The organism is Rubritalea sp., assembly GCF_051252225.1.
GTDB lineage: Bacteria > Verrucomicrobiota > Verrucomicrobiia > Verrucomicrobiales > Akkermansiaceae > Rubritalea.
This window is the reverse complement of the sequence record NZ_JBPOGE010000013.1, coordinates 53,037-79,595: the sequence shown is the minus strand read 5'-3', so window position 1 is coordinate 79,595 and position 26,559 is coordinate 53,037. Positions and strand designations below refer to the sequence as shown.

The window sequence follows — 26,559 nt, the reverse complement described above, 5'->3', positions numbered from 1 at the left end:
GGAACCGATGGAACCGATGGAACCGATGGAACCGATGGAACCGATGGAACCGATGGAACCGATGGAACCGATGGAACTGATGGAACTGATGGAACCGATGACGAAATCTGGACACGTCACTATGCGAAAGGTGATATCACAGTCGAGGTTGGCGCACCTGTAGATGAACAAGTATGGGGTTCAGGGTTTTCAGCAAACATTAGAATTACAAACAATACAGCAGAGCCTATTAATGATTGGATACTTGAATTCTTAGCTCCTTGGTCAACATCAGGTTCAGGTAATGCAGGTAGTTGGAGTGTCATAGATAATACACATACTGTTACTAGCCCTACTTGGGAGGGGTACTCTATTGAATCAGGAGCCACAATTGATCTTGATTTTGTAGGACAGGGTACTTGGCTAGAACCTAGTGAGATACGCTGGAATAGTATTTCAATTAGTGAAGGGGTAATGAATATGTCTATCGAAGATTGGTTAGACTATTATCAGCTCAACGAGCCTTTATCTGATGACGATAATGATCAACAAACTAATGTTATGGAGTTTTTGTTTGCTAAAAATCCAATAGACTCAAGTTCCGTAGCTGAATTGGTTTCTGAGCATAGATTACTAAATATAGCAGAGGATACAGCTACTTACCAAGTGATTGAATTCGTGATAGATCCCTTCGCGTCAGGAATAGAATATTTGATTGAATCAAAATCAGGTAATGATGATTGGCTTCCAAATACAGGTCAGTGGGTTCTCCATAGTCAGCAAGTTACTGTAGATAATTACTATAAGCTCACTTGGAGATCAAATTCTCCGGTATTGGAAAGCTCACCACTTGTAGATGTAAATATTCAAGTTCGAGTAGTAGGAGACGGGAATGAAGCTGATACAGATAATAATTCAGGTGACAATGACCCAACTCCTATTTCTCAAGGAGCTCCGAATATGCCTTCACTCTCTATTCTTAAAGACTGGAATGACGGTGTAGGTCATAGTGTGATTTGGAATACCTTTGCTGGTGAATCGGTTACTAGCTGGAAGATTTTTCAGAACGGTATCCTCGTTGCGGAAGAAACTGTGTCTGGCAGCGCTCCACAAACAGCATCTTTCGACTTCAATATGAGTGTCGTAGCTAAATTTGATTATCATGTTGAACTCTTTAATAGTGAGGGTTCAACAGTGTCAGATACGGCTTATTACTTAAGCGATGGAGCAAGTAACCTCACAATTAAAGAGTACGATGTAACAAAACAAGTATCGCAGATAACTGTAGATTCAGGGGTGTCAGCACTCACCGTAACTGGAGGTATTGAGCCATATAATGTCACTGTCAATAATCCTAGATCTCTCAATGCTGTGATTACTGGAAATACAATAAGCCTGGATAGTATAGCTGGTGGTAGATCTGGATTAAAAATTACAGATGCAAACGGTGAGGTACGACTACTGGGAGTTCGCGTACAAAATGTCGATGGAACAAACCCTTCAATTCCAAACTATATTGGTGTTGGCTCTGTTTCTGAAGATTCAACAGCAGACTTAGATTTCTGGGCTGACTTTGCACCTAATACAGAACGTAATAAATGGGTCGATTACCGTTACATCTACATTAACGGTGGTGTTAAACGTAAGGGAGTAGGGTGGAGAACTTGGACAACTGTAGATGGTGATAGGATGAGGAAATTTGTTCGTGAGTCTATTAAACTAGGAATGATCCCCGTTATTGTTTGGTACAATATTCCTGACGGTGGTGAGTCTTATACAACAAATCTTGAACATCTCCAGGATGCTGATTATATGAAGGGTTACTTCGAAGACCTTAAGTTTGCTATCGATATTGCAAATGAAGAAGCTGGTGATGAGGAAGTAGTATGGGTACTTGAACCTGACTTTATTGGCTATATGGCTCAGAATAATGAAGATCCACATACTCTAAATTCTACAACATCAGCAGTTTATGAAGTTGGTGTGCTTGATGTTGCTAATGGTGATCCAGCTTTTCCAAATACAATGAGAGGAACAATTGAAGCCATTAACTACACCCTTAAAAAATATTCTAATAATGCTTACATTGGTTGGCAATTTAACCTCTGGGCGTTTCCTGCTGGAGGTTGGAATGTCGGCAGTAATATTGGAATTAAGGGGTTAATTCGAGTTACAGATGAACTTGGAGTGGCAAACGGTAGAGATGTTGTTTTTGCTGAGGGCAGGAGTGTCGCTGAATACTATATTAATTCTGGAATTCTAACACATGGTGCTGACTTCATTTCTATTGATAAGTATGGACTCGATGCTGGTGCTGAGCAAAAAAATGAAGACCCTATGCAATCGACTTGGTTTTGGAATGCGGAGCATTGGGGTAATTATCTTCATTATGTAAGCGCACTTCATCAGGAGACACAAAAGAAAGTGATGTTATGGCAATTACCAGTAGGTCATATAAATAGCTCCACATTAGTATCACCATACACCAATGAGGTATTTCCTGATCACCCGAATGTTCCGAGAGATTGGGAGGATAGTTCACCAAGCTATTTCTTTGGCGATACCTTTATACCTAGTGAAGGGAATCGTTATGATTGGTTTGTTCAAAATAGTGGGAGTCATTCAAATGTAACTCTTCATTCTGATGGTCAAACTGTAACCTGGGGAGGTCACATGCAGGAGGCCAAAGACGCGGGTATTCATATGATGCTATTTGGAGATGGGGTAGGTAATTCTACCCGAGGGAGGGGAGCTGAAAATACTGATGAATATTGGTGGATTACGAAAGTCCAACAGTATTATCAAAGCCTGAAAGAATAGGGTATACTCGATGTTTTTGGAGACTCTAGACTTGGAGTCTTCAAAAAATGTCATCAGAGATCATTCGATTTTACTTTTAAGTTAAAAATTATCACAAGCTAAATCATAGTAAGGACCTAAGCAGTAAAGACAAAAAAGCGCGAACACTATGGTGTTCGCGCTTTTAAAAATGATGATAAGGACTAACGAGAAGTTAGAGACCTGCGATGTAGTGTTCTGCTTCAATCGCAGCTGCACAGCCTTGACCTGCAGCAGTGATGCCTTGGCGGTACACTGTGTCAGAGATATCGCCAGCAGCGAAGATGCCAGGAGTCTTGGTAGCAGTCTTTCCAGGGATTTGAAGTACGTATCCGCTCGCGTCCTTGTCGACGAGTTCGTCGCTAAGGAATGTGCTGTTAGGATTGTGTCCAATCGCCATAAATACGCCTTCAACAGCAAGCTCAGAGCTAGTGCCATCAACAGTGTTTTCTAGCTGAACTCCGCGGATACGGCCATTGTCATCGAGTAGGTAATCTGTGACTTGAGAGTTCCAAACTGGCTCGATTTTAGGGTGATCGAGTGTGCGCTGAGCCATTACCTTGGAGGCACGAAGCTCATCGCGGCGGTGCACGAGATACACCTTGCCTGCGAATTTAGTGAGGAAAGTAGCTTCTTCTGCAGCAGTGTCACCACCACCGATGACTGCTACTGGCACGTCACGGTAGAAAGCTCCGTCACATGTAGCACAAGCTGTGAGACCTGCACCACTCTTCACGAGATCCATTTCACCTTCAATTCCGAGGTAGCGAGCAGAAGCACCGGACGCGATGATCACGGTCTTGGTTTCCCAGCTCATAGTTTCGGTTCCGAACACTTGCTTCGCATTGACGGAAAATGAGCCGTCAGCGTTCTTTTCTACACTAGTGACTTCCACAGAGTTCTGTACGCGAGCACCAAATTTCTCCGCTTGCTGCTGCATTTTCTGCATTAACTCAGGTCCCATGACACCGTCTGGGAAACCTGGAAAATTCTCTACGTCTGTAGTGGTCGTGAGCTGACCGCCTGGTTGAGAACCAGTTAGGATGAGTGGGCTAAGGTCTGCCCGAGCTGTGTAAATAGCTGCTGTGTAACCAGCAGGGCCTGTTCCGATAATAATAACGTTCTCCATATATAATCTGTGAGTGATAACTTGCGGGATTATGCCCATGAATTTTTGACCCGCAACCGAAATGATCGCTCATATCTACTATTAGAAAGCAAAATGATAGAGAGACTTCGTTAAATAGAAGAGCTGTAGTTCTGCGTACTCTTTTTGAGTTTTTTCTCTAATACTCGAACGAGACGGCCTCTAGTGTAACGAAGGTTGAGGATGCAGGGGAGGTTTGAAAGTACTGCGTAGCATACGATGATAGCGTTAGCTGGCCATGGATTCCAAGCGACGAAGCATGTAATCACGAGAAGTTGAGCCCAGTGAGAGAACTCACCTCGTTTGGTTTCAGCTATGAAACGAAGAAGGTAAGGGGGGCTGGTGGATGTGAGTTTTGCTTTAGCGAAACCTCCTAAAAAAGGAGCCGCATCTGGGAGTAGATGTTTCCAACTCCGTGTGTGAAATAAATGATGGTGGCTGTAGATTTCGAGCTTACTGAGAGGGTGGTTTTGCGTGCGAGAGAAGAACCGTGTAGGGAGGGTAGTAGCTATCCAGGCTAGCATAAGATGCGCTAGAGGTATGGTGATCACATTGAGTAGAATGATCCAGAGGTTTGGTAGTTCGATCCACATACTTACTCTACCATTCTACCTTTCCAGTTTGTCTTTTTTCCAAGGCGTCTATCGATGAGGGCTTTGAAGAAGAGTGTTTGATAAAAAACGAGTGCTATAGGGAAAAGGATAGCATTGAGTATGCTAAATGAACCACCAATTCTGAATGCCCATAAGCAGGCTAGAGCATTAATAAAATATGCTCCAATACAGTAGAATAGATAATCTGCAGGTGCGTATGGACTTCCAATAAAGCAGAGAGAAATAATGCTAAACATACCAGCAGAGATCCATAGTGAAGAATAGATAAGAACAATAGGGGAGACCCTTTCAGCTCCACTCACAAAACCTTTTTTCCAACTCTCCCAGAGTTCCATAAATCCCATGGGGAACATGCGCATACTGAGGAGGCCTTTGCCTAAGTAACATGAGCAATGAGCTCCTTGTGATTTGAGGATTTCAGAGAGATGGAAATTCTCTAGGACTTTATCTTTCACTGCCGAGTGACCGCCGCTTGAAAAATAGAGTTCTCTCGGGATGAAGAGAGTCTGGCCAAATAAAGCAGAATTCTCACCTGCTGATGAGCCGTAGCCGAATGCATTGACTCCGGCAACCATCAGCGCATTGAAGTAGGCGGAAAGTTGTTCGTATGGTCGATGTACTTGGTGGTGCGGGTAGAATGAGAAGACTGTATTTGGTTCAGCGGAGTTTACGAGCGCGTTGAGTTTTTCAACTAAGCCAGGCAGTAGTCGGACGTCGGCATCTAGAAAGAGTATCCATTGTCCCGAGGCTATTTCAGCGCCTTGGTAGCAGGACCAAGGTTTGCCATTCCACCCCTTGGCCAAGGGGTGTGACGGGTGGACATTAGCACCATATGTCCTTGCTAGTTCAGCAGTGTTGTCCGTGGAGGAGTCATCGACGATGATCACTTCATGAATGAGGTGTCTCTCGCATTCCAAAGAGTCTAAAAGAGCAGGGATGTTAGACTCTTCATTGCGCGCTGGAACGACGATCGATATTTTATGTTTTATTGGTGCTTTTTGGATCAAGTTTGAACTTTTAACCAAGTAGCGAGGTCGCCCTAGTAAGTATAGGACAGAGAAAGCGCAAAGAGACGATAGGATGGGGAGCAGAACCAGCATTAACCAATAGGGTGTTTCTTGATGATGCGGTCAGCACATTTTTGCCCAGAAAGGACAACCATAGGCATGCCACCTCCTGGGTTGGTGCTACCTCCGGTAAAGTAGAGGTTTTTATAGCGGTTGCTTGTTTTCGGAGCTTTGAATCCATAGTTCTTTTTCCAGTCCGTCACGACACCGTAAATAGAGCCTTTGTTAGACCGGTACATGCGCTCTATGTCTACAGGTGTGAGTAGATCTTCGGTAATAATGCTGTCACGCAGTCCAGTGATTCCACAGCGTTCCATTTTATCGATACATCGATCTTTGAGTGCGACATAATCGTCGTGGGTGATGCCTGAACCATCTTCGAGTGGCGGTATATGAGGGAGTATTTTAATGTTATCAAAGCCATCCGGAGCCTTGGTGGAATCGGTTCTCGTAGGAGCAACTACATAGAGCGTGGGGTCGTCAGGTAGTTGCTTTTTATGAAAGACTGTTTCGAAGTGCTTGTGCTGATTTTCGGAATAAAAGAAATTATGGTGAGCGAGTTTAGAGTGAATTTTATCCGTTCCGATATGGAGAACAATCCCTGAACACGCAGGGGCAAATTTCTCTAACTTTTTTCTGAATGAGGAAGGTTCATTCAGCAACTTTTCATAACAAGGAATAACCTCCATATTACTGACTATAATATCGCAATCATGGGTTGTTCCGTCTGCAAAGCGTAAACCAGTTACTTGCTTGCCGTTTTTTTCAATGGCACACACATTCGAATTTAGGTGTACAGGTATGCGCATTTCTTCGATGAGTTTTCCGAGCCCTTTCGCTAAGTTATACATCCCACCTCTGACGTACCATAGCCCATAGTCGAACTGGATAATCGGCATGAGGTTCATGTAACCAGGGGAGTCTAGGGCTGAGGAGCCAACGTATTTGATGAAATACTCTAGGATCATGCGCATTTTCGGATCACTAATCCGCTGTGCGATAGAGTCGGCCATGCTGCCTTTGTAATCTATTTTCCCAGCGAAAAGCTGTGACTTATAGTGCCAGAAAAATTCCCAAAGGGTGTCTATCCCTTTACTGAAATAGCCAGAATCGATGATGCCATATTGTTCACGAGCGTAGTTAAGGAATCCTTGGAATTCTTGCCAATGTTGTTCAGGACTACCTGACAGCTTCGTCAGCTCAGCCTTCATCTTGTCTGGCTCCTGATAGAGGTCGAGAGTCGGGTGGTCTTCGAAAAAGTTACGCCAGTGAGGAGTGACTGGATCTAGTTGGACGTAGTCATCCATGTTTTTTCCAGCCCGCTGAAAGAGATCTCTAAAAAATTGAGGAAGTGTAAAAATAGAGGGGCCTAAATCAAAGGTGAAACCGTCTTTTTCTAATACATTTAATTTCCCTCCGATCCGTTCATTTTTCTCAAAAATTTCGACGCTATATCCAGCTGATTTCAATGAAATAGCCGCAGATAGGCCGCCGAGACCTGCGCCAATGATAGCAATACGAGGTGAGTTCATAATAGTTGATTTTAAGAGTATCCTCTTGTTAATAAGGTGGTCTGATTTAGGTTAGATGTTATCAAGTAAGCGAAAGACTATGGGGCAAACACATCAGCAAATCCGCGACGTTCTGGATCGTCAGAAAGAGTACTTTTCGAGAGGGGAGACGTTAGGAATGGTGAATCGTGAGAAGCGATTAATAGATTTAGAAAATGCACTAATAAAATATAAGGATGAGATACTTCACGCCTTGCACTTGGATCTGCATAAACCTGCTGCGGAAGCTTACCTGGCAGAGTTTTACTTTCTACTTCAGGAAATACGCTTAGTAAGGAAGTCACTAAAGAAGTGGCTAAAGCCGAAGAAGGTCTCCAGCCCAGTGTACTTTCAGCCGTGTAGAAGTGAAGTTCACCTTGAGCCCTATGGTGTTGTGTTAATTGTTGCACCTTGGAATTATCCTATACAGTTAGCGTTGGCGCCATTGGTGTCAGCGATAGCGGCGGGCAATACAGTAGTTTTGAAGCCATCTGAAATGGCCACCGCTAGTGAGGGGCTTTTAGTTAAATTACTATCGGAAATATACCCCCAAGAATTAGTCCACGTGGAGACTGGGGGGGCAGATGTGGCTTCCATTTTACTCGGTGAGAAGTTTGATTTCATCTTCTTTACTGGGAGTACTGAGATTGGGAAAATAGTTGCTCAAAGGGCTGCGGAGTCATTGATCCCTTGTGTGTTAGAGTTGGGCGGTAAGTGTCCATGTATAGTTGATAAAACAGCAGATATTGAATTAGCGGCGGGGAGGATTCTTTCGGGTAAATTCTTCAATGGTGGCCAAACTTGCTTTGCTCCCGACTTTGTCATTGTTCATGAGAGCGTGCAGGATGCGCTTTTGCTTGCGATGAAGCGTGAGCTCGAGCTCGTACCATGGCATGAAGAAATGTCTTATGTGATTAATGATCGTCACTATGAGCGTCTGTTAGGATTACTAGAAGGGGTAGATAATGAGCAAATTACTTGTAGCGGTGAGGATATAAGGAATGTGTGTAAAATGGCTCCACGCATAGTAACTGGATTGGGCTGGGATCATGTCTTATTGAAGGAGGAGATATTCGGGCCTATTTTACCGATTGTTTCTTATGCTTCCGAGGATGAATTGATTCAAAAAATAAGTGGATACAGCGACCCTTTGGCGATTTACATTTTTTCAGAAAATAAGAATTTTGGTCTAAAGGTTCAGCAGGCTAAGAGGTCGGGTGGTGTTTGTATTAATGATACGATGAAGCAGTCTTCTAGTTTAGAATTACCATTTGGGGGAGTAGGCGAGAGTGGTAATGGTCGCTATAGAGGGCGTTATGGAGTGAGAGCTTTTAGTTATGAAAGAGCAGTAGTGAGACGTGGAAAATTAGGACGCAAGTTGATGGATCTAAAGCCTCCCTACGGGAAAGTCTTTCCATGGCTGGAGCGTTTCATGCGTTAAATATTTTTTCTGTGAGTCGCTTTCTCTCATCAAAAATGTGGGTGAGCTTATTTTTCACATGCAGCATGTGAGCAATCGATCCGAGAGGGCCGTATGGTAGGGCGTAGATAATATCGTCAGTCATCAAAACGCCGTTTGCATTTTCTTCAAAGGAATGGGTGTGATGCCAAACTTTGTACGGGCCAATTCTTTGATCATCGATGAAAAATTTCTTGTCCTCCACTAGAGTTATTTCAGTGAGCCATTTCACCCAAATAAGAGGAGCGATTTTGATACGATAACCAATCATCTGCCCTTCATGCATGCTCTCGGATTGGCAATGCGTGATTTTAAAGCCAATCGATTTGGGTGTGAGTTTATCTAGGTTCCGAGGGTTAGAAAAGAAATCCCACGCCTCGTCTAAGCTACAATGTAATTGTTGTGTTCGATGTAGATGGTGCATAGTTTAGTTCGTGAGTTTCCCGTATTTGGAGTTGGGATTGATTTTATGGCAACGCGACTTTGCGGTATTTGCGCTGGGATGATTTTCTTCTGAAAAAGCTAAGAAAGCATAATAGAGAATGGCCTGTTTTTCATTCGGAGTTAAGTCCGATTGTGGCTTGTGAGAGGCTGCTAATAGGATTTCAAAATCAGCGATCGAAGTAGGCCTAGTGTCGAATCGCTTGGGGACTTTATAATAAGCTATGGCTCGCACCATCCGGACTCTGAGGTTATTTGGTGAGCCCTTCACTGCTGCCTCCATGAGCAATTTCCCTTTTTTAAGACTGCTTAATTTTGTAAATGGAGAAAATGAATGCTTAGCTTTAAGCGCATAAGCACTACCTAGATAGGCGCGTGCTAAGTCATGGGTAGGGTGAAGCTTTAATTCGGCTTCAAATTTGGCGATTTGATTGTCAATTTTATCCGTGTCACCTCCGAGACATATATCGTGCCATTGCCTTAATGCATCTGGACACGCTGCTGGTGATGCCGAGTGTTGTGCTATGAGCTCAGCTTTTTCCGCAGCTTGTAAAGAGCTTGTTACGCAAACTATTGAACCCAGAAGGAGGAGATGTGAGCGGAGTATTAACATGGAGCATGATGGGCTGTTTGATTCAAAATGTCAGAAGCAAAATCCACGCGTTCACGTTTGTGTCCATAGGACTCACAGATTAGGTTAGAGGATATACGTGCGCTTTCGTATATAGTAGGGAGTCCACTTCCTGGATGCGTCCCTCCGCCTACGAGGTAGATGTTCTCAAACCCTTGCATACGGTTTCGTGGGCGCAAGTAGAGCATCTGGTCGAGCGTGTGAGCTAGATTGAAGGTCGCTCCCAGGAAAATGTCTGCATTTTCCCAGCCCTGTGGTGTGATGATTCTTTCTTCTACAATATGCTCACGCAGGTCTTTCATGCCTGTTTTTTGAATAATCCGATCGAGCACTTTTTCCCTGTACTCTTGTGTCATTTTCTCCCAATCCTGTTGATTGCGGCAATTAATGGTGGGGACTAAAATATAAAGCTGGGAATGGCCGGGAGGAGCGACTGTAGGGTCTGTAATGCTGGAGTTACGAATGTAGACTGACATGTCGTCAGAAACCACTTTCTCATCTTGTATATCTCTAAGGTTTTGATGGTAGTCATCAGCAAAGACGACGTGGTGGTGCGGCTCATCCGTGTAGATTTTGTCTAAACCTAGGTAGAGCATGAAGGTAGAGCAGGAGTACTTTTTCTTAAGCTGGGTATCGCGGCTTTCATTTCTTGAGCCAAAGATAGTGTGACGCGCTTGTGCGTAGTCCGCATTCACAATGAGGTCGTCGCATTCCATGGTTTCACCATTCGTGAGGGTTACTGTTGCAGCTCGATTTCCATTATATTTTATTTCTTGGACTTCTGAGTTTAGACGTATGCTTCCGCCTTCTTCTTCTATCACTTTCGCCATCCCAGTGGAGATGTTAGAAAGACCTCCTTGGACATGATAGATGCCGTGAGCGTATTCTATATAGGCTAGAATACTGAAGAGCGCTGGACAATTCCAAGGGGACATACCGAGGTATTTAGCTTGGAAGGTGAAAGCTAGCTTGAGTCGCTCATCTTCGAAATATTCACTCAGCACATCCATTACTGATTTCGAGGTAGCCACGTAAGGTAGAGCTTTCAGAAGGTGACCACTGAGAAATTGGCTTAACTTGTGATAAGGTGTGAGTAGGCATGGGAATATAGCCTGTAGCTTTTTCGCATGATCGCTCATGAAACGCTCATAGTTTGCTGATTCTCCTGGGAATGCTTCTTCAATGTTGCGCACCATCTGTTGTTGGTCACAGCTCGTTTCAAGTGAGATGTCTCCCCATGTTAAAGTTGTCATGGGATCAAGTTTCACAAATTCCATATAGTCTTCAGGCTTGCGACCAGTTTCCGCAAAAACCTCATCTAGAGTGAATTTTTGGTGGAGAAATGTTGGGCCTGTATCGAATGTGTACCCTCCAGACTGAATTGGCGCGTTACGTCCACCGACAACAGCAGCTTTCTCTAAAATCGTGACGTCGTATCCTCTGTGAGCGAGCAGCATACCGCTTGTCAGTCCGCCGGGGCCTGCGCCAATAATGATGATTTTTTTATTCATTTGAGATAAAGGAAAAAGATTGATGAATGAGTAGGTAAAATGAGGGGTTAGTTTCGGAGCTTATTTAACTCAGGACTTAGTTCGGAAAAGTTACTGAGTTGTTTGATATTAAGTTCTTGTAGAGTCGGTGTGTAAAGAGTGGATCTAGGGCCGCCTACGATGATCGGTATGTCTGAGTCCAGTTGAGAACGGAGCTTATGCAGTTGTTTGTTGATTTGAGAGTCATCGAGTGGGTACACGATGCTTAGAATAATTGCCCGAGCTCCGATTTTTTCAGCAGCCCCAGCAATTTCTTCAGCTGGTAACGAGGGCCCCAGGTAGATAACGTGCCATCCTAATTTGCGAGCTTGGCTAGCAGATATCACTGCAACAAGCTCGTGTAGTTGACCTTGTGGTGTAGTGATTAAAAGTTTGGGGGCATTGGTAGGTGTAGCAAATGGACGTGTACTCAAACAGAGGTAGTCCTTTATGAAACTCGTTGCAGCGTGTTCTTCCGCTATTGTGAAATCTCCTGCATGCCATAGTTCACCAACAGTTTGGACGAGTGGAATAAGGACTTTTTCTAGTAAGTAGGAATAGCCGTACTCTTTTACAACTTCATCAAATATGTGTTCCAGTGTGATCTGATCGAAGTTACTAATCGCTGAAAGAGTAGTCTGAATAACAGATGGATGAGCTAGACCTTTCTTTGCTAGTTTTTTGTGATCATTGTCTAATGTTTCTAGAGACTGATGCAGTTTAGATAGCTCATCATCGGAAAGGTTGGCTATCTGACCAATGGAGTGACCATTTTTTGTTAAGTCTGCGAGATAGATGAGACGTTGGATGCTTTGATCGCTATAAAGGCGTCTATTTGTACTAGAGCGCTCTGGTTTGACGGCCCCGTAGCGATTTTCCCACATGCGTATGGCGTGGGAAGTAAGGCCAGATTTAAGAGTTGCGATTTTTATGCCGTGCATGCCAAGAATTATTTAGACGAAAAGTATACGTTGTTTTAATTTATGTAAATATTATAGACAATAAATGCACAAGTCACTCCAAGGAGGAGAGAGTCGTTCAAGTTGTTCTAGCTGATTTATCAGGGATGAAAGAGCGGTAACCATTGGTACGAGCTCTAAATATTAAAGAGGCAGGTAGTCATAACATGCTGATGGGCGACCCTCCAGCTGCTGGGAAGTCGATGCTCTCCTGTTCAGTTGGCTCGCTAGAGGAAGCAGATTAGTGAGCCATTATTAGATTGGATAGATATTAATGGGGAGTTGCCTTAGGTTGATTACAATGAGTTATGAAGAGGTATTCGGGATGAGAAGCTTACAAGGTATGATAGCTGTCTAGGTAGCCCTAAATATCCCGATTTGCCGTTATTCTGGATTACAGGACATGCGAGTACCCATCATTTCCCCGCAGGATCGTAGAGTTTCGTTCTAAATTTCGAAGCTGTCTTAGGGGTCACTAATTATCGGGTTGTCTAATGGTGCATCGTGAAGGGAGGTGTTAGGCTGTAAGTTTAAAATGTGAATTTCCCGTCACAATTTGATTAAAAGTACGTCTATATTTTGGTGTTGTTAGATTCTAACAATTAGGCCTTTACTTAAATATTAGAGATGTAGCTTAGTTTTTGTTTACAGAGAGTTCATTATTTTTGTATTACTCACCTCCAATGACGAAATGGAAATGTAGACACTATAGTGCTTTAGCAAGTTTGGTTTTATGCTCTAATTCCTATGGTGTTGGGTTTGGATTCGAATACCAGTCTGCAGAGATGTCAGCACGTGGTAACACTGCTGTGGCTCATACAGAGTCTGCGTCAGCAGCGCACTATAACCCAGGGGCGCTGAGCTTCATTGAGTCTGCTAGTCTGGAATTTAATGTCTTCAGTATTCAGAGTGAATCCCAGTGGGATACAGGTGGCTCCACGTATAAGACCGATGATGATGTGAAGTTTTCAGGTTCTGCCTTTTTTGCGATGCCATTTCAATGGATGGATAAAGACTGGGCTTTTGGTATCGCTCTCACGCGCCCATACGGTCAGTCAGTCGACTGGCCATCAGATACTCCTGCTAGGAATTCTGGTTACTCTGGGGAGTTAGACTTCCCTCAGTTTGGTCTATCACTCTCGCATAGGTTCAATGATTGCCTAGGATTCGGTGCGACATTGAACTATTCCCAAAGTGAGCTAAAAACATCAGGTGGAGTGGCTTTACCTACGGACAGTCTGTCATTTGATGGTGAGGATGATTCATTTTCAGCTAATTTTGGTGTTCTCTATCAACCAATCGATGCTTTGAGGTTAGGTGTTTCCTATCGTACTGGATTTGATGTGAGTTACGAAGGTGACTTTGATTACGAAAGTGATTTTCCTGGGGTTCCAAATTCTTCCTCTGATGGAAATTTGGATTTCTCTATGCCTTCACATGTGATTTTTGGGTTAGAGTATGATCTCAATGAACAATGGACAGTCGCAGCTCAGAGTCATTGGACAGAATGGAGCGACGTAGAGGACTTTTCCTACAGTACAGGAGGGGTTGAGCAAGTGACTCCAGTGCATTGGAATAATGGATGGATTCATAGCTTGGGTGCAACCTATTCCTATAATTTAGCTTGGGATTTTCATTTTGGTTACATGTATGCTGAGAGCATTATTGATGATAGTAACCAAACACTGCTGCATGCTGACTTCGACCAACATTTCCTTTCTTGTGGTGCAAGTTATGAAATTATGAAATGGAAGGCAGATTTAGCTATAGTGTATGTCATTACTGAGGATAAGACAGTAAGTGGTTCAGTCTATGGAACCGATGGTGATTATAGTGGCGATGGCTTATTTATTAATCTAGGTGCTTCACGCACATTCTAAGAGATGCAGGGATTTTCGGTCATTAAAGAGCGGCTCCTTTTTGAGGTGTCTAAGAAGAAGCTGGTTAGTAATCAGGGGGAGATAGAATCTCACGATGAGTGGACTAAGTTATTCAATGCTCTGGGGATTCACGCGATATTGTTTGATCTGTTTGGACCACAGATTGTTCTGGTGAATAGTGCCTATGCTGAGTGCATAGGTCTTACTAGTAACATTGTGAGTCTTGAAGAGCAGTATGCTGGATATATGGCGTTTGACCCAGCTAGCGCGATGAATTTCAACTTGGTGCACGAAGCACACTTGGGTGGGAGGTCTGATGATCAATCTGGCCACTATACTGTTGTCGGGGTCGATGGTTTTGCTGACGAATACAACAGTTTTTCTTTTGTGATCCCACCCGCAGATGGGGAGCCTCAGCGCTACACGATACATCTATTATGTACGCCAAATCGCATGAAGCTGGTGAGGGCGTATTCGGCATTTGATTTTTTCCATCTAACAAATAGGCAACAGGAGGTTTTACATCTCTTATTAAATGGCTATAACAAACACAGCATCTCAGAGGAGTTAGAAATTTCATTGAGAACCGCCGAAAAGCATATTGCGATCATTGTCGAGATGGCCGAAGTGGAAAGCCCAATTGAGCTGATCAATCTAGTTGTATCATGAAATCACTAAAGTCAACACTCACGGACTGCATCGAAGACCTTAAGGACTTTGATTTTAGTAAAGAGGGGTTTTGTGGCGACACATTGACGGAGAAGATGAATGAGTATCCGTTTATGTTGACCCTGCATGGAATGGATCGCTTTAGGCTGTCAGTGTATATTAATGAGTCGATGCGTGAGTTTTATGGTCTAGGTGAAAATGATCAGTCGCATCAAAATATGTTTTTCTATCTGAAAACGTTTCATCCTTCGACATACCATGTGCTTGTTCAGTCGTATCAGTTTTTTAACCGAAACTCACTCGGGTTCTTTGAACAGGATTACCTGCTTAAGAATAGCAAAGGCTTGTATGAGCAGGTGTATGGCGTGAGTAAGACTCTAGCTTGGGATAGCAAGGGAATGCCGAGTTATGCCTTATCGCTTACCTGTCCTAGCAAGACTTATAGCTTGTTCTCGGCTCTTCAGCTCTTTGATTTACATCATTTGAGTAACCGAGAGAGTGAATGTCTGCCGCTCTTGGTGAAAGGTCTGACCAATGGCCAAATAGCCTCTGAAATGAATGTGAGTGAGCGAACAGTAGAAAAGCATGTTTCTAACATTCTTTCGCATGCAAAAGTGCCAAATAGGAATAGCTTTTTTCAGCAGCTACACAGTTCTCTCTAGTCCTATTGATCAGGATGCGAACTGAGCATTCAATTTGGTGAAAGCTTAGACATTCGTACTCAGCTCATCCACTTAATCGAGGTATTAGCAAATAGATAGTATCACTGGATCTAGTAAACCTTGTTAGAGAATGAATGACCTGCATTTTAGATTGGCTGAAGACTGTTTATTCACCTACTAATAGATCATGAGCGCTAGGCCAGCTGCGATAGATGTAATTGAGGTGAGGAAGCGCTACCGAGGAGGTGTGGAAGCGCTGAAAGGTCTATCTTTGCAAGTGCCACGTGGCGAGATATTTGGACTGTTAGGTCCTAATGGCGCAGGTAAGAGCACCTTACTCAAAATCTTACTAAGTATCATCAAGCCTAATCAGTGTAAGGGAGTGATGCTGGGTCAGCCGATTGGGCATAAGAAGACTCTCGCTAAGGTTGGCTATCTTCCTGAGCATGCTCGTTTCCCAGACTACCTCACTGGTAGACAAGTCATACGCTACTCTGCGGGGCTTTCTGGTATTTGCCCGAAATTTTGTAAAAAGAGAGAAGAAGAGCTTTTAGAGTTCGTAGGCATGACAGCCTGGGCTGGTAAGAAGATGAAAAGTTACTCGAAAGGAATGAAGCAACGGATTGGCTTGGCGCAGGCACTCGTTAATGATCCGGAACTAGTGTTTCTAGATGAACCTACAGATGGTGTGGACCCTCAAGGACGGAAAGAAATGCGCGGGGTCTTACAATCACTTCGTGACCAGGGTCGAACCGTCTTTGTGAATAGCCATTTATTAGGTGAGCTAGAAATGGTCTGTGATAGTGTGGCCATTCTTAACCAAGGTGAATTGGTCAAGCAGGGACGTTTAAGTGAGCTCACGGCGTCAGCGGGCCACTATCAACTGAGCTACCACGGTCACATAGGTGTAGAGCTAGCAGCACGGCTGTCAGAGTTAAAAAAAGTACAGGTTCATCCAAAGTACTTGGAAATCTCCACTGACATAGCTGAGGACATGCAGCCAGTGATTGATCTTCTCCGATCACATCAAGTGATCATTAATGAAGTCATAAAAGAGAAACAGAGTTTAGAAGACCTATTCCTTGATACAGTAAAAAGCTCAAGTAAGGGAGGGATAAACTAATGATTCAGGTAGTCACTTTACTGGCGGATTCTTTCAGAATGCTTTTAGCTCGCCGGCTCTTTTGGGTCAGCGTGATCTTGTCCTCGCTTCTTGCGATCATCTACTTGTCGATCAGTCTAGAGCCAGAAGGTGTAGGACTCTTCTTCGGGTTGAAAATGATAGACAACCCTATTTTAAGAGAGGGTAGTCCTGAAGGTGAGTACTTTTACATCACGCTATTTAGCTCCTATCTCAATCGTTACTGGCTTGGTAGTGGTGCGATCTTACTCGCCCTTATTTCAACCGTCTCAGTCTTTCCCGAATTCACCCGAGCTGGGTCGATTGAAATCTCACTCTCAAAGCCTGTATCGCGTCTCAAACTCTTCGCTGTGAAGTACATTGGTTGTCTACTCTTTGTGGCCATTCAGACTTCGATTTTTGCTGGGATCATCTTTCTCGCAATTGGTCTACGACTGGGATATTGGAACTATAGTGTCTTCTGGGTTATTCCTATTATCACCTTCGTCTTCAGTTTGTTACATTGTGTTCAGGTGCTGGTCGGGGTTATCACGCGCTCGAGTTTGGCTGCTCTGTTAAGCGCCCTTTGCTTCTGGGTGATTGCGTGGTCTGCACAAATCGCAGAGCAAACTCTTTATCTTAACACCTATGCAATGGTGGAGGAAAAAATGAGCGTCGACTGGAAGTCAGGTAAGGTTGAAAGCCACGAGGAAAGACAAGCTGTCGATCCAGCTGCTGAGGAAGACTATCAACTAGTCAAGAAGCTGAGCATGCCATTGCCGAAGGTCCGAGACGTGACACTCTATCTGGATCAATTAGTGCAATTCCGCGATAGTGGGTCGGTGCTGGAGCAAATTGATCTACTGGCCTCGGTTGAGACAAATGAACTTCAATATAAGAGTCAGCGGGCTGAGCGGCGTACTCGCGAGCGTTCTTCTCCAAGTTATTTCTTGCTCACCTCATTAGGGTTTGAACTAGTCCTTCTGTCCTTAGCGTGTGTTATCTTTGTTCGGAAAGATTATTAATCATCTCTTTCTAGCAGTTCGTTCCCAAGTTCTCCCGTGTGGGGTAATGATAACTCACATAAAAAAGCCGAGAACCATCAAGGGCTCTCGGCTCTTTAGTAAGTTAACCGGATCACTTAGTGGTGGCACTCACAGGCGTACTCTTTGTTGTCGCAGGTAGGGCAATCACTCAGATTGAGAGTGAACTTTGTGATCACTTCCTCAGCACCTTCAGATGGCTTGATTGCAACGATAGTTGGGAAGTTATTACCAGAAGGAATAGCTTGTTCCGACATGAGTACATTGCCTTCAGTAGTGAAGCTTAGTTCTGTTGGACTGGTGCGCACACCGGTGACGACAGTGACAGTTTGTGTGCTTGGAGCGACCGCTGTCATGGAATCGTCATAAAAGCTGATCTGAACCTTACCGCTCTCAAGTACGAGGAATTCGGCCTGAGGGCTTACTTCTGTGATCAAGAGTCCCTGGTTGGGACCCGCTGTGGCGTGATCATGACCTTCATGACTTCCGTGGTCGTGACCCTCATGGTCTCCATGGTCGCAGTCTTCGTGATCACTGTGATCATGTCCGGCGTGGTCGCCATGTTCCGCTTCTGCCTCTGCTTTTTTTCCACAGGAACTGAGCAATGTGAAGCTCAGTGCAGCCATAGTGGTTAATGTGTATTTTAGTTTCATGAGTTTATCTTGTTTGTTGTTAGCCAACAGCGGGGGAGTTGTTAGCGATAGATTTTTCAGCTGCTTTTCTGCCTACTAAGTAGAAAAAAGCTGGGTTAACGATGAGTCCGAGGATGGTACTCGAGACAAGGCCGCCAGTGATTACTATGGCGACTGGATGGAGGATTTCTTTACCTGGTTGGTCACCTGCTAGTACGAGGGGAATCAGTGCGAGACCTGCTGAGAGGGCTGTCATGAGGACCGGGACGAGTCGCTCATTAGTTCCTCGAATAATCATTTCTTTACTGAAACTTTCACCCTCATGTTTCATCAGGTGGAGATAGTGCGAAAGGAGCATGATGCTATTTCGCGCAGCTATTCCGGCTACCGCGATAAAGCCAACTAAGGTAGCAATGCTGATATTGTTGATCGTCATCCATGTAAAAACAATGCCTCCACTGAGTGCGAGTGGGATGTCACAGATCACTTGAATTGCGAAATTGAGATTTCCGAAGTAGGTAAAGAGAAGGAGGATGACTACTAACAGGACGATTGAAGAAGCGATGAGAATACGTTGAGAGGCGTCCTGCTGCGCTTGGTATTCACCCTCGATACTCACTGAGTATTTTTGGTAGGCAGCTTTGTTCATCACCTTTTCATCGATGCGTTTCTGCAATGTGGTAATCATTGACTCAAGGTCACGCTCGGTTGGGTTGATTTTCACCACGAATCGACGCTGGGTATTCTCGCGCATGATGACATTCGGGCCTTTAGCATTACGCACTTCGGCAATCGCTTTGAGAGGGACGCGTTGACCGCTATTGTTAGTGAGCATCATGTTCTTGAGCTGCTCAGGATGTTCTCTCCATTCAGCAGGGAGACGCATGACCATTTCGATATTGCGCTCACCTTCGAAAAGCTCAGCAACGGTCGCGCCACCTAGGAGGGTGGAGAGCTTCTCGTTGATCTCCGCGGGTCGGAAGTTATAGGCCAGCGCTCGGTCGCGGTCGACTTCGATCCGTAATTGTGGGATGGGAGCTTGTTGTTCAATACTCGCTGTTTCAAGTCCGGGGATGTCTTGGCAAATTTCTTGAATATCGATGCCGATCTGACGAAGGGTTGCTAAGTCAGGGCCAAATATTTTGACCGCCACTTTTGCTGATACACCACTGAGCATGTGACCAATACGATCTTTCAATGGACCAGAAATGGCGCTGAAGGTGCCGGGGAGGTTCTCACTGCTGACTCGATCGCGTATCTCAGCGATGATTTCTTCGCGCGGGGTATCATTCTTTTTGAGCTCGATATCAAACTCGACTGTGGAGACTGGGACGATGTGGTCGCCACGCTCGGCGCGTCCAACACGGTGCCCGACCGATTTCACATCCGGCATGTCTAACAACAGCTTGTCAACGACTGCTGCGATCTCACTAGTTTTATCTAAGGAAGTACCAGGGCTGGTGGTCATGGCGACAACGATGGTTTCCTCTTTAAACTCCGGAAGGAATTCTTTTCCTAAACTAGGGTAGAGCATGGCTGTGGCTGTAAGAAGAATGACTGCAACAGCGATAACGAACACGGGCGCGCGCATCGAGATAGCCATAAAGGTGCGTTCAAAAATCCATTTCAAGCCGCGTACGAGAAAGCCGTCTTTGTGCTCCACTCCAGCTTTCGGTCTCAGGAAGAGTGAGCAAAGTACAGGAATGACGGTGAGGGAAACGATAAAGGAAGCCCCCATGCTGACCATTGTGGCGATGGCAATCGGTGTGAATAGTCTGCCTTCCACTCCGCTTAAGCTCAGTAGAGGAATGAAAACTAAGATGATGAAGAGAGTTGCGTAGAGAATGGAGTTACGCACCTCTCCAGATGCCTTGGCAATGACTTCGATGCGCGGTAGTGGGGTCTTCAGTGTGGCATTCTCTCGGAGTCGTCGGTAGACGTTTTCTACATCGACAATGGCATCATCGACGACGATGCCGATAGCTACAGCGATACCACCAAGGGTCATCGAGTTGACGCTGAGCTCCATGATCGAAAAGATCACGGCTGTCATAGCGAAGGAAAGGGGGATGGCTGTGAGCGTGATGAGTGTGGTGCGGATATTGAAGAGGAAGACGAAGAGCACGACTACGACCATGATCGAGCCGTCACGAATGGCTTCAACGAGGTTGTCGATAGCGAGATCGATGAAGCTTTTCTGGCGGAAGAGTGGTTCTAGTTTTACACCACTAGGAGCTTGCGACTGGAGTTCTTCAAGGGCGGCTTCCACTTGCTCTGTTAGTTTGATGGTGTCGTAGCCTGGAGATTTTGTAATACTCATGATGACGCCTTTACGTCCATTGACAGCGGCGTCTCCACGCATCGGTTCGATACCCCACTGGACAGTGGCGACATCTGCGATAGTGACTGGTCGGTCGTCCAGCATCTTGATCACCGTCTTACCCAGCTCGTCGAGATCCGTGGTCATGGCGAGATTTCGGATCATGATTTCCTGAGCTCGTGAAGAAATGAAACCACCGGTGGAGGTGCTGGCTGCTTGACTGGCGGCTTCGTGGAGTTCTTCAAATGTGACCCCGTGGCTAAGCAGCTTGTTAGGATCTGGTAGAACTTGAATCTGTTTAATTCCACCACCCATAGAGAGAACTTCAGCTATGCCAGGAAGGCTCTGGAGTTTGCGGCGGACGGTCCAGTCTGCATAGGTTCGCAGATCACTAGGAGCGATGCTTCCATCCTCTGAGGAAATACCAACAAGCATGATTTCACCCATGAGTGAAGCAACTGGGGTCATGTAGGGAATGACATCGTCAGGTAGCTCAACTGATTGTAGACGTTCTTGTACGAACTGGCGGGCTTGGTAGATGTCTGTGTCCCAGTCAAATTCGACAAAAACGAGTGAGAGTGAGATATCTGAAGTAGAGCGCACGCGCGAGACGCCGGTGACCCCAATGAGCGAGCGCTCGAGTGGCATACTTATCCGTTGCTCCACTTCTTCGGGCGCACGTCCTTCAGCCTCTGTGAGGATGGTGACAGTAGGTTTGGTGAGGTCGGGCAGGACCTCAACTGGCAAGCTGATGGTCTTTTGGAAACCGAGAGCTAAGGTGAGGCAGGCGAGGACGAGAATAATGACTCGGTGCCCCAGCGAGAAGCGGATGAGATTATTCAGCATGACGTGACTTTTTGAGAGTTACGATGAGTAGCAGTAACAAGGTGACTGCATTTGAGATGATGAGGAAGAGAACTAGTGGGGAACTCCAGCTAGCATTGTCTTGCATGCCATTTACTTCGGCCAGCTGTGCTGCTTTTTGTGCTGAGGTGAGTTCGCTTCCATCTTCGTTGTGTTCGTGACCGTGAGCGGCATCGAGTGCTTCTTTCAGTGAGATGCCTCCACCTTGAGCGAAGCCAAGTGAGTAAGCGCCGTGGGTGACGACTTCATCGAAACGCGTGATGCCGGATTTGATTTCAACTAGACGGTCATTGCGCTCACCGACGACGACTGGGCATTTCACGAAGGCATTCGGGAGGTCGAAGTGTTTGACGAAGACGTAAGGGTTAGCGAGATCGCCTTGTAGGGCCTCACGCGGGATGGATATCACATCATTGCGCTCGGAGAGGACGATGGAGAACTCAGTGCGCATTTTAGGACGCAGCTTGAGCTTTGGATTTTCTAATAAGAAAATGGCTTCTAGAGTGCCTGATTCGTGGTTTGCTTCAGAACCCATACGGATAAGTTTTCCTTCAAACTCTTCATCGCCGAGTGAGATGACTTTGATGTGCGCTTTAGTGCCGATTTTAAGCTTGGAGGCTTGGCTTTCAGGAACACTGGCTACAGCCCAGACTTGCTTGAGGTCTACGATGTCCATCAGCTCTTGTGCTGGTTCTACTGGCTGACCGAGTGTGACGTGGCTTTCTGTAATGACGCCGCTCATAGGGGATTTGATATCAATGACTGGAGGTGGGGAACCTGGTTGGCGGCTTTCGACTCTGAGCAGGGTTTCATCCTTGCTTACGATATCTCCAACAATAGGTGGCGTCTGGACTACACGACCTGAAAATCGAGTGCTAATGACGGCGTGTTTGTTAGGGATTGGGCGGATATGGCCAATCGCGAAAACAGTTTGTTCGAAAGAAGTTTTTTGAGTTTTGATGGTTTGAATCCCAAGGTTCTCGACACCTTGTTCGGTGAGAATGACGGTGCTGGTAGCATCCACGCTTTCTTCGGCGTGAGTGAAGCTGATGGCGATAGCGCTGATTATAGCGAAAATAAATTTCATAGAAGTGGTGTGGTTAGAGAACCACGATGTAAGAGGTGTTAGAGCGCAGAATCTTGTTGGCCGATGGCTGCAAAGTAGCGGACGAGAGCAGTATGGAATGCCTGCTGGTTATTGATGTTTTGCGACTGGAGTGTGAGCTGTTGGCTACGGGCCTTGAGCACAGAAGTGAATGGGGCTTGGCCGTTCTTGTAGGCTTTTTCTAACTGGGCAGCATTTTCATCGGCAAGTGGGAGAATTTTAGAATTGAGCTTCTGGGCTTGATTCAGCCAGCTCTGCATTTCTGCATGCTCAGTGGCTACTTCTTGTTGGATAGATAGAGCGAGCGCAGACTTCTCATTGCTAATGCGTGTGGCGGCGGCTCGAGCAGACTGGATATTGCCTTCATTTTTATTATAGAAAGTGAGCGGTACGCTGACACCTACGCCGACGGTTCCTCCAGTTTCGATTCCTTCTGGAGCGTCTTCTTCACGGTCGACAAGGGTGAAGAGGCGTCCTTCTACATCTTGGTAGCGGTTCGCCTTGGCTAGAGCAATTTGGTGTTCAGATTGTCCAATTTCTAACAATTTAGCGCGATACTCGGGACGGTTACTGAGGATAAGCTTTGATGTTGGCATCTGGAGCTTTGGTAAATTGCCTGTGAGTTGAAGCGGGCGGACGGGGTTCAAGCCGATGTAAGCTTTGAGTTTATTGAGCAAAATGGCTTCCTCGGTGCGAATACGTTCGAGCTCGGCATCGAGTGTAACGGCTTCCACTTTCGCTTGATTTGCATCGAGAGAGGAGAGCATACCTTCTTTGACCGAGTCTTCGATTAACTCGGCGAACTCATTGAGAACATCGCTTTGTTTTTTGAGGTAGGCGACACGCTGACGGTTGTATTGTATTTCGACTGCTAGAATTTGTGCTTGGGTTGAAAGTGCCCGTTGAGCGACTTTGACCTCTTCTTTAGCAATGGCGAGTTGCTGGGTGGAAATGTGTTTTTCTAATCGAAGGCGGTTTGTGATGGGGAAGCGCTGCGCGAAAGTGACCTCTAGGCCACCCTCAGAGCTGTCCACGTTCGTATAGAGGTTAAATTCTAGTTCAGGGTTGGAGAGGCGGCCAGCTTGTACGACTTGCCCTTGGGCTTCTTGAATCCGTAGGCGCGCTGCTCGTAGCTGTGGGTTATTCTGGCTGACTCGGGTGGCGATGTGGCTCATGTCGAGCTTGGACGATTGGTCGATTGCTGCATCCTTGCTGAGCGATAAGTCTGCAGCTTCAGGTTTAGCAATGATGAGCTCAGGTGTAGAGCTACAGGCGCTGAGAGCAAAGGCTCCGCTGAGCGCTACTCCGATGGTGAAATTTTTCATAATCTTTGAATCAATGCTCCTCATGGCATTGTTAGAAATGGTGTGTCTATTGGACTGGGGATAACGGATATTCCGTTAGAGTGCCTCATAGTAAAAACGTAGAGAGGCTGAAGTGTGATAGACGGTGTCGTGGGTCAAGAGTACGACACAAGTCTCCTAATCAAGTGAGGAGATCAAAGAAGAAAACGGCAGTGCTGGGAGCAAAATTCTACAGCACTACTAGGAGGGGGGAGAGAGAGGTTCTGGGCAATCGGTGGAGCCTTGTTTATATGAGGGGCAAAGTCAGGAAGGCTATTCCATGTGAAGATTTCCATGAACTCAGGAGCTTCATAATCCATGCGTGGAGCAGGCATAGAGGCTGGCTCTACAGGAGCGTGGTCATGGCATATACAATCACAATCTCCCTCGTGCTCATGATGAGTGTCATCTAGAGTGATCACTTCATTGAGTCCGTCGATCGACTTTTCTATATGCACATGCTCATCATGCTGGTGATGTTCACCATGTCCATCACAGGCATAGATTCCTTGGAGAGAAACCAAGAAACAGAGTGTGAATATGGACCATAAAGAACGCATTGCTATGGCAAGCAATAGAGTAGGATGAGAATTTCGGCAAGAGAGATTTGTGATGTAAAGCTTGAATGACTACTCAGCTAGTTGATGAAAAAGGAGAGTCCTAGGAAGTTTCCGTTGAAGCTTTGGTCGAGTTGTCTCCAGAGCGAATCTTTGGTGAGTTCTCCTTTTTCTAGGTAAGGGACCGCGGCGTGACCGGTGATCCAGAGTACGACATCGGTTTCTGTGCTCTCTTCGATCACACGCTTAATATTGATGCCTTTTTCCTTAAAGCGCCAATGGGGGACGAGCTTTTCACCGTTGAGAATAGCCTGGTATTCTGTGAGGAAGAGGTGCCAGTCAGTGATCATCTGGGCAGTGATTTTGATGCCAGTGACTGAGTTTTGCTGAGGTGATGGAAGCCATTCCTTGCGGTCGTCTGTCTCGGCTTGGATAGAGACCCACATCTGCTTGCTGTTCTCTACCATGTTGAGCAAGTGTTGGCGTGCTTCCTTAAGACGCTCTGGTTCAATCACTGGCATTTGGGCTAGATGTAGGGTGGCAATGAAATTGGCAATGTCATCGTATTCTTTATCGTCAGCGCCAAAAGAGCTGAGAGCATTCTTGGGTTTTTGGAAGAGGTTGGGCGAGATGGCATTGAAGGCTTTTTCGAAATCATGGGCGAGGACGAGGTCGGTAAGACCGAGACTGACCTGCACATAACCTTTTAGCCAAATGAGATCACTGCGGTCGAAACCTATCGTGCCGTCAAATTGCTCTAACTCTTTAACTGCATCTTGATTCACTGGTTGATTGGAATTGAGCTGGAGGAAGAGCGCCATGGAGCTTTCGAGCTCAGTTCTCTGGCCATCTTGGTCAACGTCGAAGCGTACTTTAGTGAGGTCGAGCGGAAGGTAGAAATCGTCATCGCCCACATTGGTGAGAGTTTTCTCAATAGTGTGGAGGTCTTGGTGAAAGTTGTCAATGAGCGCTCTAAACTTCGTGTAATCGATCTCTTGAGGGTTTGGGTTATGGGAGATAGGTGTGAGGTTGCGAATCCCCATTGTCTGGCTATTGACCTCAAACCCGTAGTTGTAGAGACCTTGCTGGAGCGTCTCTATACTGGTTCCAAGTTGGCATAGAGCTGAGGTGAATTTGCTTTGATTGCTAGACTCCTGAGCATGCTCGGTGGCAGCTTGTTGGAATGCGCCTTTTTCCAACGTGACTTGTAAATCAGAGGGGGAGGCGGCGTTTAGGTAACTGGAAAAGAGCAGAGTGGCGTAGATCGCTTTCATAGTGCTCGCTACTCTAACGAATTTCTTTAATTTGAGAAATCGATTTTATTTATGGAAGTATCGACGGGGGTGATGATGGGTAGTGTGACTTTGATGCTTTAGCTTTGAACGTATTCAAGATTACTTACCGCTTGTCACCAGCGTTCTATATTTACCATAATGGTTTAATACAAATATGTGTCGAATCAAGAATGCTCTATGAAATGAAGTATCTCCTAATATCTTTAACTTTATGTTTGGTCTATTCCTCTTGCCGCGAAAGGCTCGATGAAACCACAGTTGAAAGAACTCTAGAGAGTGAGCTTGAATCCCCTAGGGTGGTTATTAAGGGGATTGATTTTGAAAATGCTGAAAGTATTGCCGCGGTTCTTAAAGGGGTGAACATGGTTAGAGCTAAACAAAATGTGACTCTATATTTGGATGGTACCAGAGAGTTAGATATTATTGAGGAATCTAATTTGCTAGAGTGTGGAATGGGGTTTTGGGTATATAATGACGGCATTTTATCAGAGGGTGATACGGCTAAAATGAGTCGTGATGAATTCATGTTGAGAATTAAGGGCCTAGTTGAAGCGCTTAAATATTCCGGAACCTCTAAAATTCCTTTGTTTATTAATTTTGATAAAGATGTTTCGGGATCAGATGGCTTTCAGTTACTTAAAGATTTATGTGATCATGGGATTGCGCTCACCCTTTCAAGAGAGAAGACAAAAGCAGAACGAGCATTACAGCTTGAAAGAGAAATTAAGAATAGATCTAAAAGCCCCCCTAGCGCCCCAAGTAGCGCTGCTGTAGGAGGCCTGATTTTCGGAGAATCACACTAAACAGTGTTGTCTCTATATGGGCCTAAGACAAATGTAGCTAAGCTCAGCTATC

The 26,559-nt window shown here is 45.4% G+C and carries 23 protein-coding genes; 9 read left to right on the top strand and 14 right to left on the bottom strand.

Annotated elements, in window-relative coordinates; genetic code table 11:
* Positions 1–2,799 (top strand): cellulose binding domain-containing protein (locus tag ACSHX2_RS11730; protein WP_435693139.1); only part of this gene is annotated, 2,799 nt, incomplete at its 5' end.
* Positions 2,800–2,992: 193 nt separating this feature from the next.
* Here ACSHX2_RS11730 and trxB read toward each other — a convergent pair.
* The 4 genes from trxB to ACSHX2_RS11710 all read right to left on the bottom strand — a co-directional run bounded on the left by trxB (position 2,993) and on the right by ACSHX2_RS11710 (position 7,177).
* On the bottom strand, positions 2,993–3,946 hold the full coding sequence (gene trxB, locus ACSHX2_RS11725) for a thioredoxin-disulfide reductase (RefSeq protein WP_435693138.1): 954 nt from the start codon (positions 3,944–3,946) through the stop codon (positions 2,993–2,995).
* A gap of 110 nt (positions 3,947–4,056) precedes the next feature.
* Positions 4,057–4,557 carry a hypothetical protein gene (locus ACSHX2_RS11720; RefSeq protein ID WP_435693137.1) on the bottom strand — a complete coding sequence of 167 codons (501 nt, stop codon included), beginning with the start codon at positions 4,555–4,557 and terminating at the stop codon, positions 4,057–4,059.
* A 2-nt stretch (positions 4,558–4,559) separates the two neighbouring features.
* Positions 4,560–5,585 (bottom strand): glycosyltransferase, encoded by a 1,026-nt coding sequence (locus tag ACSHX2_RS11715; protein ID WP_435693136.1) that lies wholly within the window; start codon positions 5,583–5,585, stop codon positions 4,560–4,562.
* Positions 5,586–5,677: 92 nt separating this feature from the next.
* Positions 5,678–7,177, bottom strand: a complete 1,500-nt coding sequence (locus tag ACSHX2_RS11710) for a phytoene desaturase family protein (RefSeq protein WP_435693135.1) — start codon at positions 7,175–7,177, stop codon at positions 5,678–5,680.
* 55 nt (positions 7,178–7,232) lie between these two features.
* Between ACSHX2_RS11710 and ACSHX2_RS11705 the strand changes: the two genes are divergently transcribed.
* Entirely contained in the window at positions 7,233–8,636 is a 1,404-nt protein-coding gene (locus ACSHX2_RS11705) for an aldehyde dehydrogenase family protein (protein ID WP_435693134.1), read from the top strand.
* On the opposite strand, the gene ACSHX2_RS11700 is transcribed toward ACSHX2_RS11705, so the two are convergent.
* From ACSHX2_RS11700 to ACSHX2_RS11685, 4 genes are read right to left on the bottom strand one after another with little or no spacing between them, the layout of a single operon-like run.
* On the bottom strand, positions 8,626–9,078 hold the full coding sequence (locus ACSHX2_RS11700; RefSeq protein ID WP_435693133.1) for an SRPBCC family protein: 453 nt from the start codon (positions 9,076–9,078) through the stop codon (positions 8,626–8,628). The genes ACSHX2_RS11705 and ACSHX2_RS11700 overlap by 11 nt on opposite strands.
* A gap of 3 nt (positions 9,079–9,081) precedes the next feature.
* Positions 9,082–9,708 carry a hypothetical protein gene (locus ACSHX2_RS11695; RefSeq protein WP_435693132.1) on the bottom strand — a complete coding sequence of 209 codons (627 nt, stop codon included), beginning with the start codon at positions 9,706–9,708 and terminating at the stop codon, positions 9,082–9,084.
* The gene (locus ACSHX2_RS11690; protein WP_435693131.1) at positions 9,702–11,237 is read right to left on the bottom strand and encodes a phytoene desaturase family protein; all 1,536 of its coding nucleotides are present in this window, start codon (positions 11,235–11,237) and stop codon (positions 9,702–9,704) included. Before ACSHX2_RS11690 ends, ACSHX2_RS11695 begins: the two co-directional genes overlap by 7 nt.
* 47 nt (positions 11,238–11,284) lie before the next feature.
* Positions 11,285–12,196, bottom strand: coding sequence for a MerR family transcriptional regulator (locus tag ACSHX2_RS11685; RefSeq protein ID WP_435693130.1), 912 nt, complete (start codon positions 12,194–12,196; stop codon positions 11,285–11,287).
* Between the two features lie 143 nt (positions 12,197–12,339).
* On the opposite strand from ACSHX2_RS11685, the gene ACSHX2_RS11680 reads away from it, so the two are divergent.
* The 6 genes from ACSHX2_RS11680 (at position 12,340) to ACSHX2_RS11655 (ending at position 17,570) form a co-directional block, all read left to right on the top strand.
* Positions 12,340–12,459 (top strand): ATP-binding protein, encoded by a 120-nt coding sequence (locus ACSHX2_RS11680; protein ID WP_435693129.1) that lies wholly within the window; start codon positions 12,340–12,342, stop codon positions 12,457–12,459.
* A 438-nt stretch (positions 12,460–12,897) separates the two neighbouring features.
* Entirely contained in the window at positions 12,898–14,094 is a 1,197-nt protein-coding gene (locus ACSHX2_RS11675) for an OmpP1/FadL family transporter (protein WP_435693128.1), read from the top strand.
* Positions 14,095–14,097: 3 nt separating this feature from the next.
* Complete coding sequence (locus ACSHX2_RS11670; RefSeq protein ID WP_435693127.1) at positions 14,098–14,763, top strand: helix-turn-helix transcriptional regulator; 666 nt, start codon at positions 14,098–14,100, stop codon at positions 14,761–14,763.
* Complete coding sequence (locus tag ACSHX2_RS11665) at positions 14,760–15,425, top strand: LuxR C-terminal-related transcriptional regulator (protein ID WP_435693126.1); 666 nt, start codon at positions 14,760–14,762, stop codon at positions 15,423–15,425. The genes ACSHX2_RS11670 and ACSHX2_RS11665 overlap by 4 nt, the downstream gene beginning before the upstream one ends.
* 187 nt (positions 15,426–15,612) lie before the next feature.
* Entirely contained in the window at positions 15,613–16,548 is a 936-nt protein-coding gene (locus tag ACSHX2_RS11660; protein WP_435693125.1) for an ABC transporter ATP-binding protein, read from the top strand.
* On the top strand, positions 16,548–17,570 hold the full coding sequence (locus ACSHX2_RS11655) for an ABC transporter permease subunit (RefSeq protein WP_435693124.1): 1,023 nt from the start codon (positions 16,548–16,550) through the stop codon (positions 17,568–17,570). The genes ACSHX2_RS11660 and ACSHX2_RS11655 overlap by 1 nt, the downstream gene beginning before the upstream one ends.
* A 116-nt stretch (positions 17,571–17,686) precedes the next feature.
* Here ACSHX2_RS11655 and ACSHX2_RS11650 read toward each other — a convergent pair whose 3' ends face one another.
* The 6 genes from ACSHX2_RS11650 to ACSHX2_RS11625 form a co-directional block, all read right to left on the bottom strand.
* The gene (locus tag ACSHX2_RS11650; RefSeq protein WP_435693123.1) at positions 17,687–18,241 is read right to left on the bottom strand and encodes a hypothetical protein; all 555 of its coding nucleotides are present in this window, start codon (positions 18,239–18,241) and stop codon (positions 17,687–17,689) included.
* Positions 18,242–18,260: 19 nt separating this feature from the next.
* The gene (locus ACSHX2_RS11645) at positions 18,261–21,386 is read right to left on the bottom strand and encodes an efflux RND transporter permease subunit (protein ID WP_435693122.1); all 3,126 of its coding nucleotides are present in this window, start codon (positions 21,384–21,386) and stop codon (positions 18,261–18,263) included.
* Complete coding sequence (locus ACSHX2_RS11640) at positions 21,376–22,491, bottom strand: efflux RND transporter periplasmic adaptor subunit (RefSeq protein ID WP_435693121.1); 1,116 nt, start codon at positions 22,489–22,491, stop codon at positions 21,376–21,378. Before ACSHX2_RS11640 ends, ACSHX2_RS11645 begins: the two co-directional genes overlap by 11 nt.
* 38 nt (positions 22,492–22,529) lie before the next feature.
* Positions 22,530–23,834 (bottom strand): TolC family protein, encoded by a 1,305-nt coding sequence (locus ACSHX2_RS11635; protein WP_435693120.1) that lies wholly within the window; start codon positions 23,832–23,834, stop codon positions 22,530–22,532.
* Positions 23,835–24,007: 173 nt separating this feature from the next.
* Positions 24,008–24,376, bottom strand: a complete 369-nt coding sequence (locus ACSHX2_RS11630; RefSeq protein ID WP_435693119.1) for a hypothetical protein — start codon at positions 24,374–24,376, stop codon at positions 24,008–24,010.
* Positions 24,377–24,489: 113 nt separating this feature from the next.
* Complete coding sequence (locus ACSHX2_RS11625; RefSeq protein ID WP_435693118.1) at positions 24,490–25,683, bottom strand: hypothetical protein; 1,194 nt, start codon at positions 25,681–25,683, stop codon at positions 24,490–24,492.
* Between the two features lie 203 nt (positions 25,684–25,886).
* Between ACSHX2_RS11625 and ACSHX2_RS11620 the strand changes: the two genes are divergently transcribed.
* Positions 25,887–26,507, top strand: a complete 621-nt coding sequence (locus tag ACSHX2_RS11620) for a hypothetical protein (RefSeq protein ID WP_435693117.1) — start codon at positions 25,887–25,889, stop codon at positions 26,505–26,507.
* Positions 26,508–26,559: the final 52 nt, after the last annotated feature.

Bases quoted from the DNA above. Each gene is read 5' to 3' on its own strand.
- trxB (WP_435693138.1), bottom strand. From the start codon at position 3,946: ATGGAGAACGTTATTATTATCGGAACAGGCCCTGCTGGTTACACAGCA.
- ACSHX2_RS11720 (WP_435693137.1), bottom strand. From the start codon at position 4,557: ATGTGGATCGAACTACCAAACCTCTGGATCATTCTACTCAATGTGATC.
- ACSHX2_RS11710 (WP_435693135.1), bottom strand. From the start codon at position 7,177: ATGAACTCACCTCGTATTGCTATCATTGGCGCAGGTCTCGGCGGCCTA.
- ACSHX2_RS11705 (WP_435693134.1), top strand. From the start codon at position 7,233: ATGTTATCAAGTAAGCGAAAGACTATGGGGCAAACACATCAGCAAATC.
- ACSHX2_RS11700 (WP_435693133.1), bottom strand. From the start codon at position 9,078: ATGCACCATCTACATCGAACACAACAATTACATTGTAGCTTAGACGAG.
- ACSHX2_RS11695 (WP_435693132.1), bottom strand. From the start codon at position 9,708: ATGTTAATACTCCGCTCACATCTCCTCCTTCTGGGTTCAATAGTTTGC.
- ACSHX2_RS11690 (WP_435693131.1), bottom strand. From the start codon at position 11,237: ATGAATAAAAAAATCATCATTATTGGCGCAGGCCCCGGCGGACTGACA.
- ACSHX2_RS11685 (WP_435693130.1), bottom strand. From the start codon at position 12,196: ATGCACGGCATAAAAATCGCAACTCTTAAATCTGGCCTTACTTCCCAC.
- ACSHX2_RS11675 (WP_435693128.1), top strand. From the start codon at position 12,898: ATGACGAAATGGAAATGTAGACACTATAGTGCTTTAGCAAGTTTGGTT.
- ACSHX2_RS11670 (WP_435693127.1), top strand. From the start codon at position 14,098: ATGCAGGGATTTTCGGTCATTAAAGAGCGGCTCCTTTTTGAGGTGTCT.
- ACSHX2_RS11665 (WP_435693126.1), top strand. From the start codon at position 14,760: ATGAAATCACTAAAGTCAACACTCACGGACTGCATCGAAGACCTTAAG.
- ACSHX2_RS11660 (WP_435693125.1), top strand. From the start codon at position 15,613: ATGAGCGCTAGGCCAGCTGCGATAGATGTAATTGAGGTGAGGAAGCGC.
- ACSHX2_RS11655 (WP_435693124.1), top strand. From the start codon at position 16,548: ATGATTCAGGTAGTCACTTTACTGGCGGATTCTTTCAGAATGCTTTTA.
- ACSHX2_RS11650 (WP_435693123.1), bottom strand. From the start codon at position 18,241: ATGAAACTAAAATACACATTAACCACTATGGCTGCACTGAGCTTCACA.
- ACSHX2_RS11645 (WP_435693122.1), bottom strand. From the start codon at position 21,386: ATGCTGAATAATCTCATCCGCTTCTCGCTGGGGCACCGAGTCATTATT.
- ACSHX2_RS11640 (WP_435693121.1), bottom strand. From the start codon at position 22,491: ATGAAATTTATTTTCGCTATAATCAGCGCTATCGCCATCAGCTTCACT.
- ACSHX2_RS11635 (WP_435693120.1), bottom strand. From the start codon at position 23,834: ATGAAAAATTTCACCATCGGAGTAGCGCTCAGCGGAGCCTTTGCTCTC.
- ACSHX2_RS11625 (WP_435693118.1), bottom strand. From the start codon at position 25,683: ATGAAAGCGATCTACGCCACTCTGCTCTTTTCCAGTTACCTAAACGCC.
- ACSHX2_RS11620 (WP_435693117.1), top strand. From the start codon at position 25,887: ATGAAGTATCTCCTAATATCTTTAACTTTATGTTTGGTCTATTCCTCT.